The organism is Asticcacaulis taihuensis (assembly GCF_900100255.1).
GTDB classification, from domain to species: Bacteria; Pseudomonadota; Alphaproteobacteria; order Caulobacterales; family Caulobacteraceae; genus Asticcacaulis; species Asticcacaulis taihuensis.
The window spans coordinates 223,484-239,959 of the sequence record NZ_FMTS01000001.1; the positions used below are offsets into that span (position 1 = coordinate 223,484).

The following is a 16,476-nucleotide window of genomic DNA, read 5'->3' on the forward strand; positions in this document are numbered from 1 at the left end:
TACAATAATGTTTACTGTTCCTCTTTAAGAATCGCGTACCCTGAATGACACCGCCCGTCCGCCGCACCCGCTCAACAGGAGCTGATATCTTGACCCTCCAGGCGCGTTTGCTGCTGATAAGCCGTGATGACGCCTGGTTACAGGCGATGGGTGACGAACTGGATCGCCTGGGTTTGCGCACCCTCAGCGCGACGGAGGTCGAAGCGGGCTGCGTGGCCCTGAGCGACATGCCAATTGAAGCGGTCATTATCCATGAAACCGGCAGCAACGAACGGCCGGATGCCGTAAGTCCACTGCGCGCCGCCGCCTGGCCGCGCCGGATTCCCGTGATCATGATGCGCAATGACGACCAGCATCAGGTTCCGGATGGCTGGGACATGGTGCTGACGCGTGATGCCCATCCGCAGCAGATACTGGTCAGCGTCGAGCACCTGGTCCGCGCCTGTGTCGCCGAAGAGGAATATGACACCCGTCGAGAAACTTTTAACGTTGACCTGCAACCCCTTGATGTCATTCTGCAAAATCAAGAACCGCTTGCCGTGCTTTCGATCGGCCAGCCGGAACCGGAATACCTAGCCATCACACACAGCCTGCGTGAACAGGGCGTGGAGGTCACCGCGGCCCTGTCGTCCTACAGCGCCTTTGACTACCTGCACGACAAGACCTTCGACGCCGTTCTGTTGTGGGGGGGCGCGCAGCCGGCTGAATCCCTGTCGATCGCCGCCGGAATGCGCCGCAATACGCGGCTTTACCACACACCGGTCCTTCTGCGCCTGAACAGGCTGATCGAGCTTGATGTGGGCGACGCCTTCATGCGCGGCGTCAACGACATCGCCAATCCTAAGGCGCACATTGCCGAGGTGACGGATCGTCTGGTACGTCTGGCCCGCACGCACCGCCGCCAGTTGACCATCCGCAGGACGCTTGAGGCCATGCGCCATAATGCGCAGATGGATAAGGGCACGGGCCTTTTTGGCCGCGACCTGTTTGCCGCCCATCTGGCCCGCCTGTCAAAAGCGGCTGGAGAGCGTCATCGCACGCTCAGCATCTGCGTGCTGAAGATCGCTGAAACCCCCGAAGTCACCCGCGCGCGTTCGCGCGGAATGCTCGATAAGGCCGTGCCGCAAATCGGCTCCATGGTGGCGCGCCTGGTGCGCGCCGAAGATACGGCGGGCCGACTTTCAAATGATGTTTTCGCCATCGCCCTGCCTGCCACCTCGGCCATTTCCGCCCATAATGTCGGCGAACGGATATCCGCGGTCGTCAGTTGTACCGCCTTCGATTCCGGCCAGGGAAAGCCGCCCTATGTCGTGGAGTTCATCGTTGGCGCCGCACAAATTCAGCCCGGCGAACCGGCGGCCGAGGCCCTGATGCGCGCCGCCGCCAAGGTCGGAAATCCGAACCGAGAAGCAGTTTAGGCTTCCGCGGCGAGCCGGGCCAGGTCCTTCATGATCCGCTCGGCCGCCGCCAATCGCTCGGCTGCGTCCGGCCACTCTCCCTTGACAAGCAGTTTCTGATCCGGCCGCAGTTTCCAGTCATTCGGCCGGGACTGGATATGCCTGATAAGTCCCATCGGGTTATTGAAGCTGTCATTACGGAAGGTGATGACCGCACCCTTGGGGCCGACATCCAGCTTTGAAACGTTAGATTCCCGACACAAACCCTTGATTCCGACCACTTTTAATAGCTGTTCCGCTTCTTCAGGTATCGGGCCAAACCGGTCGATCAGTTCCGACGCCAGGGCCTCGCGGTCGGCCAGCTTTTCGGCCTCCGATACCCGGCGATAGAGCGACAGCCGGATATTGAGCTCCGGAATATAGCTTTCGGGAATCATCACCGCAGCACCGGCATTGATCTGTGGCGACCAGCTTCGCGCATCCGTCAGGCTGTCGGCACTGCGTTCGCGCAGTTCCGCCACGGCGTCTTCCAGCATCTGCTGATAGAGCTCCACGCCGATTTCGCGGATATGACCCGATTGCTCATGACCGAGCAGATTGCCGCCGCCACGGATATCGAGATCGTGGCTGGCAAGCTGGAATCCGGCTCCGAGATTATCCAGTGACTGCAATACCTTGAGGCGCTTTTCTGAAGCCACACTTAAGGTCTTGTGCTGCGGCGTCGTCAGATAGGCATAGGCGCGGGTCTTGGAACGCCCCACACGGCCACGTATCTGATAAAGCTGCGCCAGGCCGAACATGTCGGCGCGATGCACGATCAGCGTATTGGCGGTCGGCACATCCAGACCGGATTCCACAATGGTGGTGGAGAGCAGCACGTCGTACTGCCCCTCGTAAAAGGCCGTCATCACGTCTTCCAGCGCCGTCGGCGCCAGTTGTCCGTGACCGATGACGAACTTCACTTCCGGCACCTGGACGCGCAGGAAATCGGCCACGTCGGGCAGATCGCTGAGGCGCGGCACCACATAATATACCTGGCCGCCGCGATACTTTTCCCGCAGCAGGGCTTCACGCAATGCCACCGGATCGTAAGGCAGCACATAGGTACGCACGGCAATGCGGTCGACCGGCGGCGTGGCGATGATCGACATGTCACGGATGCCGGAAAGTGCCATTTGCAGGGTGCGCGGTATCGGCGTGGCTGAAAGCGCCAGCATGTGGACATCGGCGCGGAAGGTCTTAAGTTTTTCCTTGTGCTTGACGCCGAAATGCTGCTCTTCATCAACAATTACAAGGCCCAGATCGCTGAACTTTACCTGATCCGAGAGAAGTGCGTGGGTGCCGATCACCACTTCGATCTCGCCCTTTTTCAGGCTTTCGCGGGTTTCGTCCGCCTCCTTGCGACTCACCAGGCGCGAAAGCTGGCGCACGCGGATCGGCCAGCCCTGGAAGCGCTGGGTGAAGGTCTTGAAATGCTGCCGCGCAAGCAGGGTCGTCGGGCAGACAATCGCCACCTGCTGGCCGGACATGGCCACCACGAAAGCCGCACGCAAGGCCACCTCGGTCTTGCCGAACCCAACATCGCCGCAGATAAGCCGGTCCATCGGCTGGCCCTTGCCAAGATCTTCCAGCACATCGGCGATAGCGTTAAGCTGGTCGTCGGTCTCCTCATACGGAAACTGGGCGCAGAACTCATCGTAAAGTCCCGCAGGCGGATCGATGGTCTGGCCCTGCTTCATGGCCCGCGCGGCGGCAAGCTGGATCAGGCCGTCGGCCATCTCGCGCAGACGTTCCTTTGCCCTGGCCTTGCGCGCCTGCCAACTGGCCGAACCCAGTCGATCGAGTTGCGCGCTGTCGCTGTCCGCGCCATAGCGCGTCAGCAGGTCTATATTCTCAACCGGCAGGTAAAGCTTGGCATCATTGGCATATTGCAGGTCCAGGCAATCATGCGGCGCGCCGGCCACATCGAGCGTCTTCAGGCCCTCGTAACGTCCGATACCGTGTTCGATATGGACAACCAGATCGCCTGGCGAAAGGGCTGATGCTTCAGCCAAAAAATTCTGCGCTCTGCGTCGTTTACGCGGACGTGCTAACCTGTCGCCTAAAATATCCGTCTCGGAAATTACCGCCAGGGACTCGGTTTCGAAACCATGATCGAGTGGCAGGACCGCGCGCTGGATCGGCTTGACCTTGGTGCCGGCCACGCCAAAACTTTGCGCATCGGCCCAATCGGTTGCCAGACGCAGGGAGGTTAACCCATGATCGGCCAGCATGACGCCCAGACGGTCGGACGACCCATCGGTCCAGGACGCGAACAAAACGCGCTTTCCCTGTTTGGCCAGGGCCTTTGCGTGATCCGTAACCGCAGTGAAGAGATTGGTCGAATCGAGCAGGCGTTCCTGACCGAAGTTACGGCCCGGACGTCCGCCCAGATCGATGGTGTCGGCGCCTTCCCGCTGGAAGGGCTCAAAGCGCCGCACACGCTGACTGGCCAGGGCGGCCTTCCAATGCGTTTCGTCGAGATAGAGCCGCGCAGGCGGCAGGGCACGGTAGGCGGAACCGCCCTTCTCCTTTGTCGCTTCCGCGCGCAGCTCATAGGCATCCTGAACGCTTGCGGCGCGCTCGGCAAAGGCGTTTTCCGCCAACGCATCCAGCATCAGCAAGGTGCTGGGCGGCAGATAATCGAACACGCTGTCCAGGCCATCATAAAACAGCGGCAACAGGTGCTCTATCCCCTGTCGGCGGATGCCGGAAGACAGGGCGGTATACAGCGGATCGTCGCCCGCCGCACCGAAGGTTTCGAGATAATGCTGACGAAATCGGCTGATGCTGGCCTCGTCCATGCGGACTTCTGAAACCGCTGTAAAATCCAGACCGGTGATCTGTTTCAGCGAACGCTGGCTTTCCGTATCAAAGCTGCGAATCGATTCCAGCGTATCGCCAAAGAAGTCGAGCCGAACCGGCTCCTCATGACTGGGCGAAAAAACATCAAGCAGGCCGCCGCGCACGGCGAACTCGCCTTTTTCCGACACGGTCGAAACGCGATTATAGCCATGCTTGAGAAAATAGGCTTCGAGATCGTGGATATCGATTGTCTGGCCAGGCCTGAGCGACAGCCGCCCTTCCCTGATAACGCTGAGGGGTGGCACCTTCTGCATCATGGCCGCAGCCGTCGTCAGGAGCAGGACCGGGGCGGCTGGTGGCTTGGTCTTGTATTCCGCCAGCCGTGACAGGGCATACATACGCTGGGCGATAATGCCAGGCGTCGGGCTCATGCGATCATAAGGCAGGCAGTCCCAGGCCGGAAAACTTAATATCTCAAGGCCGGGTGCGAAAAATTTCAGCGCCTCGATAACCCCGCTCATGCGCGCGAAATCCCGCGCCACGAAGACACTCAAACCTTCGCCACGCGCCAGATCAGCCGTGATCAGGCTGTCAAATCCTTCCGGCGCGCCGCTTAAGGTCAGCGGCGCTTCAGAACGCGAAATCTGGGACAAATCGGCCATGCGCTGTTAAATCTTTGTGTAAGCTGTCTTATAATAGACATTGAGTTTATTCATGATTGCCGATTGAAACTCTTTTGGCGTCGGATCACGTTCAATAATCCAACCGTAGAGGTCCTGGTCCGGCACTTCGAGCAGGATTTCAAAAATATCCAGGTCTTCGTCACTCATTTCCGGCAGCATGTCGTCGGCGAAGTTACCCAGGATGATGTCTGCTTCCTTGAAACCCCGGCGCCAGGCCCGAAAGGACAGCTTTCTGAGGCGCGCTTCCCGCATTTCCGATTCTGTCACAGTAAACGCTCCTCAAACCTAAAGTGGCCCTTCTCATAAAGCATTTTTGGTGCTTGATAAGCCCATGCGACCAGAAATTTTGTTTCCCTACTATGCGCCGGTGACCAGCCTGAAGGGCGTCGGCCCCAAGCTGGCGCCTGCCTTGAGCGCGCATGTCGGTGAGCATGTTCGTGACCTGGCCTTTTTCCTGCCATCCGGTCTAATAAAAAGGCCATTGCTAACGCTGGCTGAAGCAAGGATTGGTGAAATCCAGACCGTGCGGGTCAGAATCGGTGGCTATCCGCCGTCCCCCGACAAGGCGCCCCAGCGCATCGACGTGTTTGACGAGACTGGCCGCCTGCAACTGGTCTACTTCCATCGCATACGCGGCTTCGAGGCCCAGCATCCGGTTGGCGCTGAGCGTCTGATCAGCGGACGGATCGAAAAATTCGGCCAGCACCTCCAGATGTCCCATCCGGACTATATCGTCGATGAAGCCCGCGCCGAGGAAATTCCCGCCTGCGAACCGATCTATCCGGCCACGCTGGATCTGTCGTCACGCATGATCCGTAAGTTCATCCAGACCGCATTGACCACCCTTCCCGATCTACCGGAATGGCAGGATAAAGCTATATTAGACAAATATATATGGCCGACATTTAACCAGGCACTAAAAGCCGCGCACATACCGCAAAGCGAACTTGATTTTTCGCCAGATTCCAAAACCCGGCAACGCCTGGCCTATGATGAAGCCCTGGCGCATCAACTCGCGCTCAAGAGCCGGAAACTTCACCGTCAGAATACACCGGCGCGGGTGGTTGATTTTCATCGTCTCTCCGATCGGGCGCTTGCCGCCCTGCCTTTCGCCCTGACCGGTGCCCAAGTGCGCGCCCTACAGGATATCCGTGCGGACCTGCGCTCCGGCCACCGCATGAACCGGCTGGTGCAGGGCGATGTCGGCGCCGGCAAGACGCTGGTTGCGCTCCTGGCTATGATCGACCTCGCTGAAGGCGGCTTCCAGAGTGTGCTCATGGCGCCGACCGAAATCCTTGCCCGTCAGCACTATGAAAAAAGCCTGCCAATCCTGAATGATATCGGCATTACCTCAATCATTATGACAGGCCGCGACAAGGGGCGGCTGCGCGAGGAAAAGCGGGCTGTCGTCGCCAGCGGCGAAGCCATGATTGTCTTTGGCACCCATGCGGTTTTCCAGGAAGGGGTCGATTTTCAATCCCTGCAACTGGCGGTCATTGACGAACAGCATCGTTTTGGCGTTGGTCAGCGACAGAGGCTGTTTTCCAAAGGCGATTCCGTCCATTACCTGTCCATGTCGGCCACCCCGATCCCCCGAACATTGGCCCTGACGCAGTATGGCGAGGCCGATCTCAGCATTCTCGATGAAAAGCCCGCCGGCCGCCAGCCGATCCATACGGCGGTCCTGCCGCGGCAACGCCTGCCCGATGTCATTGCCCGCCTGCGCAGCGCCATCGAATCCGGTTCGCAAGCCTATTGGATTTGCCCGCTGGTCGAGGATACTGCCGAATCGGACCTGATCGCTGTCGAACTTCGCCACCGCGAACTGGCTGAAGACCTTGGCATGGAAATCGGCCTGGTTCACGGTCGTATGCCTTCCGAAGAGAAAGACGCCGTCATCAGCCGCTTTGCCGCCGGCGACATCCGCATTCTGTGCGCCACCACGGTGGTGGAGGTCGGCATCGATGTGCCGACGGCATCGATCATCATCATTGAACAGGCCGAGCGTTTCGGTCTGGCGCAGCTCCACCAGTTACGCGGTCGGGTCGGACGGGGCCGCGACAAGAGCGCCTGTATCCTGCTCTACGATACGCCGCTGTCCAAAAATGCCCAGGCCCGGCTGGAACTGCTGCGCGACACCGAGGATGGTTTCAAAATCGCCGAAATGGACTGGAAACTGCGCGGCGAAGGCGACATTCTGGGCGCCAAACAGTCCGGCTTTCCCGATTATCACTTCGTCGATCCGGTGGCCCATACTGGTTTGATCGCTATGGCAGCCCGCGATGCGGTCTATATTCTGCAACACATGGAGTCCCTGCCAGAGATGCGCCGCAGGGCGATTGACGTTCTGCGGCAATTGTTCGACTGGCGCGCCGAAACCCCCGACAAGCAGGATTAAACTGGCGGCGGCGTAGCCTCAAAGAGCTGCCAGCGCGTTTGAATATCCGCCTGAAGATCACCATAGAAAAGATTGTAAGAATTGACCTTTCTTTGATCTTCCCACGTCCCGTCATCCTTGAAGGACGGCGATTTCGGCTTATCGACAAATAACAAGCCCCCCAGACAATGCGCCGAAATCTTGCGAACGCTCAGGGCCGGTTCTGTGCCCCATTCCAGTCCCGTCGCATTGGTCGCGCCCTGGGAATGACGTGCATCCACCTCGTCATCGGTGGCAGTCCCATTCAGGGGATTAACGCAGACCCCTTTGCGCGAGCCCATGGGCTGCAAGGTTTCCCCCTGCCAATAGACGGCCTTTTGCAAAACCTGCAAGGCCACATCCGGCCGGCCCGAATTGATACTGACATAGCTGACAATGCAGCCGACCTGGCGGCGTGACAGGCAGGCCGGTGTCGGGGCAGTCACACCAAACTGGCTTTCCGGCACAAGCGTCTCCAGAAAATAGGCCGTAACCAGTTGCGACTTTAGTTCAGGATCGTTCGCCACCACATCGCGGACGAGACGCGACGCCAGAACACCGCCTTGTTCCAGGCCGACAATGACGAAACCGCGACCACCCCGGCGCACCTTGAGGAATTCGGTAAAGGCCGCGCTCACATCACGATAGGCAAACTGACGCGCCTCACGCGAATCTTCCTTCAGGTTCAACTGGGTAAACAGGCTGCCCTGCCGGTATTTCGGCGCATAGACATTGCCCATGATGGCGAAGGGGGCGGCATAGTTCGGCAGTTGCACGCGCTGCACCTCGGCCTTGATGGCATTGCTCGTGGTCGAGCCCAGCCACTGATCGCCGCCATTATAGCTGGTGCCATGAACGAAAAAGACATCCACCTTGCGTGGATCGGCATAGTAATGGGCCGGATTGAGATACCAGCCATCCCCCTTGGTATAGTCTGGCGCGGCCGGCGGATGATATATCTGGAAGGGAATCTTGGGATCGAGATAGTTGCGATGAATGTCGTTCTGCAAATACAGGAAGGCCAGCGCCAGAAAGCCGCCGACAAGAAGGCCGATCAACAGGCTGAGCCTGCGTTTCTGTAAAATCTGTTTCCACATTCCATTATGAACTTAAGAGGAGACGCTTTCAAAACAAAGGCCGCATCCGCCCGTCCGGTTCACTTTTTGTGACCCCGGATAACAGATCAATCTTTGGCCGGCTTATAAAGCGCGTTGGGCCAGCGCTTATGCACCCAGAACCATTCCTCTGGATTATCGCGCACCGCCTGTTCGATAAAAGCGCTTATCTTGCGAACAGTTGTTTCAATATCCTGAGCCTTGTGCCCGGTGTCATCTACTTCAATCGGCTCATGCACCGTGACATGAAAACGCGCCTTATGCAGCCGACGGATCGTCAGGGGTTGCAAGACCGTACCGAAACGCTGGGCCAGCCGCGTCGGACCAGGTGCTGTTTCGGCGATATGCCCGAAGAAGGGCGTCGGCACACCGCGGTTGAACTTCTGGTCGTTCATCAGGCCGACCGATTCGCCTTTTTGCAGGGCGATTAGTAATTCCTTGGCGCCATCCCCGCCCTTGGGCGCAAACATGGTCACGCCATAGGCCGCGCGCCCGGCCCGGATGCGGGCATCAACATAAGGGTTATTGGCGGCACGGTAGGTGATCATATAGGGCACTTTCGCCGCCAGGATCGCCGCGTTCATGACCTCCCAGTTCGACAGATGGCCGGAAATGAATATCACCGGCTTACCGCTGGCAGCGATGGCTTCCAACCGTTCGAAGCCTTCAATTTCGATACGCGATGGATCACGGACGATCCGGTCCATGATGGCAAATTCGCCGGCCATGGTGCGGCCGGTATTTTCCCATTGCCGCGTGATCAGGCGCTTGCGCTCCGCTTTGTCCATCTCAGGAAAAGCCAGTTCCAGATTACGCCTTACTGTCTTCTGCACCGGAGTCAGCGGCCCCAGGGTCTTGAGCAGCCAGCCCCCGAAATCCGAGGCCGTATCCACCGGCAAGGCGCGGGTAAAGGCCGCAAAGGCGTCGTAAAGCAGGGCCTCCAGGCGCCAGACAATATCCTGCATGAAGGCGGGCTTGTCCGTCATCAGGCCGCGTCCTTCACGGCTTTCTGCGCCGAAAGAATCTTGCGCAGGCGGTTCAGCCGCGCTTCCGCCGCCAGATGGCTGCTGTAAAGGCCATCCCACCCGCCAGTAAAATGCGCGCGAAAAATGAAATACCGAAGGAAAACGAATGGATACTCGAAGGGCAGCCGCAACCAGATCGCCCAGGCCGGCTTTTTCAACACCTTGGCTTGAAGATTGGTATAGGAATCGAGCTTGGCGCGGATATGTTCGTAAGAACGCGCCGAAAAATGCATGACCGCGCCATGCAACTGCCCCACCGGTTCTGCCTTGGTATCAACCGTATCGTGGACCAGGCTCTCACGGAAGCGCACAACGCGCCGGTCATACAGCCTTACATAGTTATGGTAATCCGCCCACAGGCGCGGCTTTGTCTTGCCGGGATAGACATTCCTGATTCTGAACCTGTAGGCGTTGAGTTTGGGGCCAGCGGCCATCAGCGCCCTGATTTCGTTAAAAAGCGCCGGCGTGACGATTTCGTCGGCATCCAGATTGAGAATCCAGTCGTATGACGCACAGTCTTCACTGTATCGCTTTTGCGGTCCGTAACCTGGCCAGTCGTGATGGATGACGCGGGCGCCGAGCTTTTCGGCAACCGCCACCGTATCGTCGGTCGACCCGCTGTCAATGACCACCACTTCGCTCACCAGCCCCTGAACCGCACGGATACAATCACCAATACGGTCGCCTTCGTTTCGGGCGATAATACAGCAGCTTAAGGGTGTTGGTTCAATTGCGTCCATGCTACCTCTTGTGCCCAAGACCTCCAGAACAGGCAAGCCTTCCTTTTCCCCATGACAGAAAAACACGCCCCAGCCGCACCGGTTATCCTCTGGTTTCGCTTTGATCTGCGATTGCACGATCACGCTGGCGTTCTTGCGGCGCTTGAAAGCGGCCGGCCTGTTCTGCCCCTATATATATGGGATGAAGATGTGGCGACACGCCCCATGGGTGCAGCCTCAAAATGGTGGCTGCACCGATCGCTGGAAGCCCTGGATGCGGACCTTCGGAAACAAGGTTCGCGGCTGATTATCGAGCGCGGCAACAGTCAGATTATTCTGGCATCTCTTTCCAGAGAATTCGGCGTAAAAACAATATACTGTTCGAAGACTTTTGATCCGAAAAATGAACAATATGATGAGGAACTGGCGGACGAACTGGCGGCGGCGGGCCTCGAATTGAAGCGGCTGAACACCACGCTTCTGTCTTCTCCCGGAGCCCTCAGCACGCAGGGCGGCACACCTTTTCGCGTCTTCACCCCTTTCTATAAAGCCCTTCTGGCATCCGGCGCCTGCGATATCGCCCCCTTGCCCAGTCTGCCGGAAACTCTCTGGCCAAAGCCTGCGGAATGGCCAGCCTCGCTGACCGTTGCCGATCTGGGGCTTCAACCGAAGTTCACGCCTTCCGGAAAAGACTGGTCAAAGGGCTTCAGCCGCTTCAGGCCCGGAGAGGCGGGCGCGCGTGGCGCGCTCAGGCATTTTCTTAAAAACCATCTACAATCCTATGAAATAAATCGGGATCGCCCGGATCTGGATATAACATCCCACCTGTCCCCCCATTTGCGATTCGGCGAAATCAGCCCACAACGGATACTGTTTGAAACTGAAAGAGCCGCCGATGCGGATCATCGTTTGCAGGCCGGCGCCGCCAAGTTTCGTGCCGAACTCGCCTGGCGGGAATTCTCCTATAGCTTGCTCACCCAGCAACCCCGCCTGCATGAAATCAATTTCCGTCGTGACTTTGATCGGTTCGACTGGCGGCAGGACGACAGACAATTTCGTGCCTGGTGTCGTGGCGAAACCGGTTACGAACTGGTCGATGCCGGTATGAGAGAACTCTGGCAGACTGGCTACATGCACAATCGCGTGCGCATGGTGGCGGCATCCTTTCTCGTCAAACACCTGCTGATCGACTGGCGTCGCGGCGAGCAGTGGTTCTGGGACTGCCTTCTGGATGCAGATCCAGCAAATAACCCGGCGAGTTGGCAATGGGTTGCCGGTTCCGGCGCCGACGCCGCCCCTTACTTCCGCATTTTCAATCCGATCACCCAGGCTGAGAAATTTGATCCCAAAGGTGACTATCGTGGCCGCTATATACAGGGCTATACACATCTTTGCACAGGCACAAATAACAGCAGGAAACAGGCAGAACTGTTTGATAAACAGGACAAGGCCTCAAATTACCCACAACCGATTGTCGACCATGCGCAGGCCCGCGACCGTGCTCTGGAAACTTACAAGAATCGCGCAGCCTATGAGGAGTACCAGTCATGACCACACAGATTGAACCGCAGGATTTGGCGAAACTGGTGGATGACGGTGCTGTCAAAATTCTGGATGGGAGTTGGGCGCTGGATGGTACCGACATGCGGGCGCTTTACAGGGCCAATCATATTCCCGGTGCGCAATTCTTTGATCTGGATGCCATCGCCGATCACAGCACGCCCTTGCCTCACATGGCGCCCTCACCTGACCAGTTTGCTGCGGCTGTCGGACAGATGGGCATTTCGGAAACCGACCATGTCGTTATTTATGACCGGCAGGGCCTTTTCTCTGCCGCGCGGGTCTGGTGGACTTTCAGGCTGATGGGGCACGAAAAAGTGCAGGTTCTGCGTGGTGGACTGCCGGCGTGGCAGGCGGGTGGCTTCCCCGTCACGAACCAGGTTTCCGCTCCCATTCCAACCACTTATGCAACCAGGCATATTGTGGAAAATATTATAAATATAAGCGACTTACAGAGTGCAATTAAAACTAATGACAGCCTGATCCTGGATGCGCGGCCAAAGGCTCGTTTTGAAAGCACAGCCCCCGAACCGCGCGCTGGTCTGCGCTCAGGCCACATGCCAGGCAGCCGCAGCCTGCCGTTTGGCGAACTCGTGAGCGACGGCGCACTGAAACCACGAAATGAACTGGAGATAATTTTCCACTCCTATGGCGTCAGCGATGCTAAGCCAATTGTCACGACATGCGGTTCCGGTGTCACCGCGGCCATCATCAGTATGGCCCTGTTTGAGGCGGGCCATACCTCTGCGCGACTCTATGATGGTTCATGGGCGGAATGGGGCCAGGAAGGCCTGGATACGCCGATCGTGATTGGGCCTTGAAGACCGGCGCCTGAACAGGGCGTGGCGACTCCGACAGGGCTCGAACCTGTAACCGTCCGCTTAGAAGGCGGATGCTCTATCCAGTTGAGCTACGGAGCCTCAAAAGCAGGAATGCGCTAGTGCGTCCAGCTTTGTCTGCGGCCGAAAGCAAAATTGTCGGCATAGGCCTTTATGATCTTCGGCGGCGCTTCCGGTTCGATCAGGCGGAAGGGAATGCCATGATGCTCGGCAAAGGCCATGGCCTGGTCCTTGGTCTCGAAGGTCAGGCGCACCTGGGCATCGGTATCGGCAGATGACGACCAGCCCATCAGCGGATCAGGCGTGCGGGCGGATTTCGGTTCAAACTCCAGTATCCAGTCATGGGTCTTGCCACGGCCGGATTGCATGGCGGTCTTGGCGGGTTTGAAAATACGCGCGAACATCGTTGTCTCCTGGATACGCTAGGATTCGCTCATCCTTACGTATCTGTCTGTTACTACCAAACGCAGCCAGCGGTAAAGAGGAAAGGCAAGACATTTAAAAAGCCGACCCCAGAAGGAGCCGGCTTTTTAAATGGTCGGGGCGAGAGGATTCGAACCTCCGGCCTCCTGCTCCCGAAGCAGGCGCGCTACCAGGCTGCGCTACGCCCCGACTAAATCTAACTCACCAACACAGGCCCCTTGCATGGCACCGATGTGCTGGTCGGGGCGAGAGGATTCGAACCTCCGACCTGCTGCACCCAAAACAGCTGCGCTACCAGGCTGCGCTACACCCCGTTGCCCTGCCAATAACCAAGGTCACCGGCCGAGAGGCGCGCTTCATGCCATTTTCACCAGAGCTCCGCAAGCCCTCCAGACATGAAAAAACGCCAAGTTGCTGACTTTTATTGATTTCACCTTATAGCCCAAGGAAAAAGGCGTGGATAACCGAAACCTCATCCCCCTGGACGGCAATAAAAAACGCGAACAGCCTGAACTGTCCGCGCCTCTTTGAATACGATTCATGACGACAGCTTAGACAAATGCCCTGGGATGAACCTCGGTAACCACAAGTCCCTTAGGCCCCTCGCCGAAGCGCACCATGATGGTATCGCCCTGCTGGACATCTTCCAAGCCGTAGCGGCGCAAGGTCTCGATATGGATAAAGATATCGGTGGGATCATCGCCGCGCACCACAAAGCCATAGCCCTTGGTGCGGTTGAACCACTTGATAGTCGCAGCCTCAAGATCGCCCACGCGCACACTGTCATTGACAGCGCGCGAAGCCCGCGGCGCCTGAATATCCGAACGGATGGGTGAAGACGCACCTTCAGCTACGGCTTCCAGATTATCGATCTCGATAACCTGCCAGCCCTTGGCCCGCTTGGCGATCTTGCAGGTGATCCTGGCGCCTTCATGCGCGCTGTCACGCCCCATGTCGCGCAGGCTCGAAATGTGAAGCAGGACATCGCGCATACTGGTCAGCGTCGAATCCTGCGGAACAATGAAGCCATATCCCTTCGCGGCATCAAACCATTTCACATGACCTGAAATCGTTACTAATTCGTCGGCTTCGGTTTTGCTGTTGTAATCAAACAAACTCATCTATCCTCACCCATGTCGCCATGAACTTATCAAGTGACACTCATTATAATAACACGGATATCTCAATTTGGGAGGCAAAAAAGAGAATATATTCGTATGAATTGAGAAAATACGCCAAAAAATCGCTTTAGGCGAGTGTAATTGTGATCACGCGAGCGGCTGAGACCGTTACCAATTGGTAATTATCTGTGGATAAGTCGAAAGGTGGCCATCAACCCAGGGCAAAAGGTTACCGATAAGGGGAAAATCTGGCCGCTTGAATGGCAGTCCCTAGGGGAGTCGAACCCCTCTTTTCAGGTTGAAAACCTGACGTCCTAACCGATAGACGAAGGGACCGCGTTCAAGAGGTGCGCTAGGTAACCGTTCTTATTTCGGGATGCAAGCGCTATTTTCATTTTTTTCCTGTGCAGGCATACAGTCCGGCTGTCAGGCCAGGGCGATGTCCTCGATTTCAAGCTGAACCCCTCGCCGGCCCATATAGTCATCGGCCTTTAGCCTTCCCACCACATGGATCAGCCCGACCGGGCGCAAAAGCGCGTCACCGATCGCCGTGCCCTCGGCGCGCCACATGATGCCTTTCAGCTTTGCGCCGCCGTCATCGCTCAACTCAAAACGGATATGCCCGCCCTTCATGGCCTGGGCAAAACCGACACGGATGCCGGCGAAAGCCAGCACCGGCTCGGGGTTGCCCTGGCCGAAAGGCGCCAACAGGTCAAAGCGGTCATAGAGCGCGCGCGATGCCGCCTTCACGCTCAAAATGGCATCGATCTCAACAGCCTCGATCTGGTCGGCCTCCGACACGTGGGTCGTCACATAGTCATTGATGAAACGACGAAGCTCACCGATCCGCTCACGCTCCACGCTCAGGCCCGCCGCCATGGCATGGCCGCCGCCGGAAAGCAGAATGCCGGTCTCGAAAGCCGCGCCAACCGCTTCGCCGAGATTAACACCCGCCTGCGAACGACCAGAGCCCTTCCCCATGCCGCTGACCGGATCAATGCCTATAATAATGACTGGCTTATGCCAACGTTCGCGCAACCGCCCGGCCACGATGCCAATCACGCCGGGATGCCAGTCTTCGCGGGCGATGACAATGACCGGATCGTCGCTCGGCCAAAGCCCCTGCGCTTCCGCCGTCTGCATAGCCTGGTCAAGCACCTCAGCCTCGATATCCCGACGCGTGCGATTCAGTTCATCCAACTCGTGCGCGAGAGCAGCGGCTTCTTCGACATCGTCAGTCGACAACAGCCGGACGCCGAGGTCCGAGCGCCCGACCCGACCGCCGGCATTGATCCGCGGGCCGATAACAAAGCCGGAATGGAAGGTGCTCATCAGATTGACCGCCGCGCTCTTGTCGCCGGCCACCTCCATAAGCGCCTTGATGCCGGCATTCTTTAGTTGCGACATCACCTTCAGCCCTTGTGCAGCCAGGGCGCGGTTGAAACCGGTCAGGGCGGTGACATCGCAAATGGCGCCCAGGGCCGACAGGTCCAGCCACTGGCGCAGATCGGGTTTCGGCCGGTCATCGAAAAGGCCGCGTTTTTCGGCCTCACGGTTCAGGCCGGCCAGAACCACGAAAACCACGCCCGCCGCCGCCAGATTCCCCTGCGCCGATGTGCAGCCCGGCCGGTTCGGATTAACGACGGCCAGGGCGTGCGGCGGTTCTTCGCGCATCAGGTGGTGATCAATCACCACGACATCGAGACCGATACTGGCGGCATAATCGAGCGCCCTGTGCGCCATGGCGCCGCAATCGACTGTCACAACCAGATCCGTGCCCTGGCGCTTGAGCGTATCAAAGGCGGCATTGGAAGGCCCGTATCCTTCCGTCACCCGATCGGGCACATAGACCTCAAGTTCATGCCCCATATGGCGGAACCAGCGCACCAGTTGCGCCGCGCTGGTGGCACCATCGACATCATAATCAGCGAAAATGCTGATTTTTGCCTTGCACTCAAGGGCATCAAGCATGGCGCTGACCGCCTTATCCATGTCCATGAAACAGGACGGTTCCGGGAATAGCGCCTTGAGCGTCGGGAAGATGAAGTCCTGCAGGCCCTCCGGCGTCACGCCGCGCCCGGCGGCGAAACGCGCCAGAGGCTCAACGAAATCGGTCTCCGCCACATTCATCAGACCCAGGCGATGGGTAAGCTCGCGCAGGATCTCTGGCGAAACGCCCTTGGCTGCGATACGCTCCCGCCAGGCGCGACCGCTCAACGACGTCGTGACACCGAGATAAGGCGGGACATTGTGAGCGGGCTTCAGCGAGGAATGGGCATCCATATCGAGTCATCTCTTTGATAAGACCAGCAGACTAACAGACAAGGCCACGCG

At 58.2% G+C, this 16,476-nt stretch carries 12 protein-coding genes and 4 tRNA genes; 4 read left to right on the forward strand and 12 right to left on the reverse strand.

Annotated features, from left to right (window positions below):
- Positions 1–89: 89 nt before the first annotated feature.
- On the forward strand, positions 90–1,418 hold the full coding sequence (locus tag BLO49_RS01025) for a GGDEF domain-containing protein (RefSeq protein ID WP_245678813.1): 1,329 nt from the start codon (positions 90–92) through the stop codon (positions 1,416–1,418).
- Here the strand turns inward: BLO49_RS01025 and mfd are convergent.
- Entirely contained in the window at positions 1,415–4,903 is a 3,489-nt protein-coding gene (gene mfd / locus BLO49_RS01030) for a transcription-repair coupling factor (RefSeq protein ID WP_090643113.1), read from the reverse strand. The two genes, BLO49_RS01025 and mfd, sit on opposite strands and share 4 nt — an antisense overlap.
- Before the next feature lie 6 nt (positions 4,904–4,909).
- On the reverse strand, positions 4,910–5,191 hold the full coding sequence (locus BLO49_RS01035; protein WP_245678814.1) for an FAD assembly factor SdhE: 282 nt from the start codon (positions 5,189–5,191) through the stop codon (positions 4,910–4,912).
- A gap of 64 nt (positions 5,192–5,255) precedes the next feature.
- Here BLO49_RS01035 and recG point away from each other — a divergent pair, with 64 nt between their 5' ends.
- The gene (recG, locus tag BLO49_RS01040) at positions 5,256–7,322 is read left to right on the forward strand and encodes an ATP-dependent DNA helicase RecG (protein WP_090643118.1); all 2,067 of its coding nucleotides are present in this window, start codon (positions 5,256–5,258) and stop codon (positions 7,320–7,322) included.
- On the opposite strand, the gene BLO49_RS01045 is transcribed toward recG, so the two are convergent.
- The 3 genes from BLO49_RS01045 to BLO49_RS01055 all read right to left on the reverse strand — a co-directional run bounded on the left by BLO49_RS01045 (position 7,319) and on the right by BLO49_RS01055 (position 10,220).
- Positions 7,319–8,398: a DUF3089 domain-containing protein gene (locus tag BLO49_RS01045; protein WP_245678815.1), complete on the reverse strand. Its 1,080-nt coding sequence runs from the start codon at positions 8,396–8,398 to the stop codon at positions 7,319–7,321. The two genes, recG and BLO49_RS01045, sit on opposite strands and share 4 nt — an antisense overlap.
- Before the next feature lie 125 nt (positions 8,399–8,523).
- Complete coding sequence (locus BLO49_RS01050; RefSeq protein ID WP_090643123.1) at positions 8,524–9,441, reverse strand: lysophospholipid acyltransferase family protein; 918 nt, start codon at positions 9,439–9,441, stop codon at positions 8,524–8,526.
- Positions 9,441–10,220 carry a glycosyltransferase family 2 protein gene (locus BLO49_RS01055; RefSeq protein ID WP_090643125.1) on the reverse strand — a complete coding sequence of 260 codons (780 nt, stop codon included), beginning with the start codon at positions 10,218–10,220 and terminating at the stop codon, positions 9,441–9,443. The genes BLO49_RS01050 and BLO49_RS01055 overlap by 1 nt, the downstream gene beginning before the upstream one ends.
- Before the next feature lie 51 nt (positions 10,221–10,271).
- Here BLO49_RS01055 and BLO49_RS01060 point away from each other — a divergent pair, with 51 nt between their 5' ends.
- Together BLO49_RS01060 and sseA are read left to right on the forward strand one after the other, a co-directional pair.
- Entirely contained in the window at positions 10,272–11,750 is a 1,479-nt protein-coding gene (locus BLO49_RS01060) for a cryptochrome/photolyase family protein (protein ID WP_090643128.1), read from the forward strand.
- Positions 11,747–12,580, forward strand: coding sequence for a 3-mercaptopyruvate sulfurtransferase (sseA, locus tag BLO49_RS01065; protein ID WP_090643130.1), 834 nt, complete (start codon positions 11,747–11,749; stop codon positions 12,578–12,580). The genes BLO49_RS01060 and sseA overlap by 4 nt, the downstream gene beginning before the upstream one ends.
- A gap of 22 nt (positions 12,581–12,602) precedes the next feature.
- Here the strand turns inward: sseA and BLO49_RS01070 are convergent.
- The 7 genes from BLO49_RS01070 to recJ form a co-directional block, all read right to left on the reverse strand.
- Positions 12,603–12,679: transfer RNA gene (locus BLO49_RS01070), tRNA-Arg, on the reverse strand.
- Positions 12,680–12,696: 17 nt separating this feature from the next.
- A complete protein-coding gene (locus tag BLO49_RS01075; RefSeq protein WP_090643132.1) occupies positions 12,697–13,002 on the reverse strand; it encodes an ETC complex I subunit in 306 nt (101 codons plus the stop codon).
- A gap of 131 nt (positions 13,003–13,133) precedes the next feature.
- Positions 13,134–13,210: transfer RNA gene (locus BLO49_RS01080), tRNA-Pro, on the reverse strand.
- Between the two features lie 48 nt (positions 13,211–13,258).
- Positions 13,259–13,335 (reverse strand) — tRNA-Pro (locus tag BLO49_RS01085).
- A gap of 237 nt (positions 13,336–13,572) precedes the next feature.
- Positions 13,573–14,142, reverse strand: coding sequence for a cold-shock protein (locus BLO49_RS01090; RefSeq protein WP_090643135.1), 570 nt, complete (start codon positions 14,140–14,142; stop codon positions 13,573–13,575).
- A gap of 261 nt (positions 14,143–14,403) precedes the next feature.
- A tRNA-Glu gene (locus tag BLO49_RS01095) sits at positions 14,404–14,478 on the reverse strand.
- A 90-nt stretch (positions 14,479–14,568) separates the two neighbouring features.
- Positions 14,569–16,425, reverse strand: coding sequence for a single-stranded-DNA-specific exonuclease RecJ (gene recJ, locus BLO49_RS01100; RefSeq protein ID WP_090643137.1), 1,857 nt, complete (start codon positions 16,423–16,425; stop codon positions 14,569–14,571).
- Between the last annotated feature and the right edge of the window lie 51 nt (positions 16,426–16,476).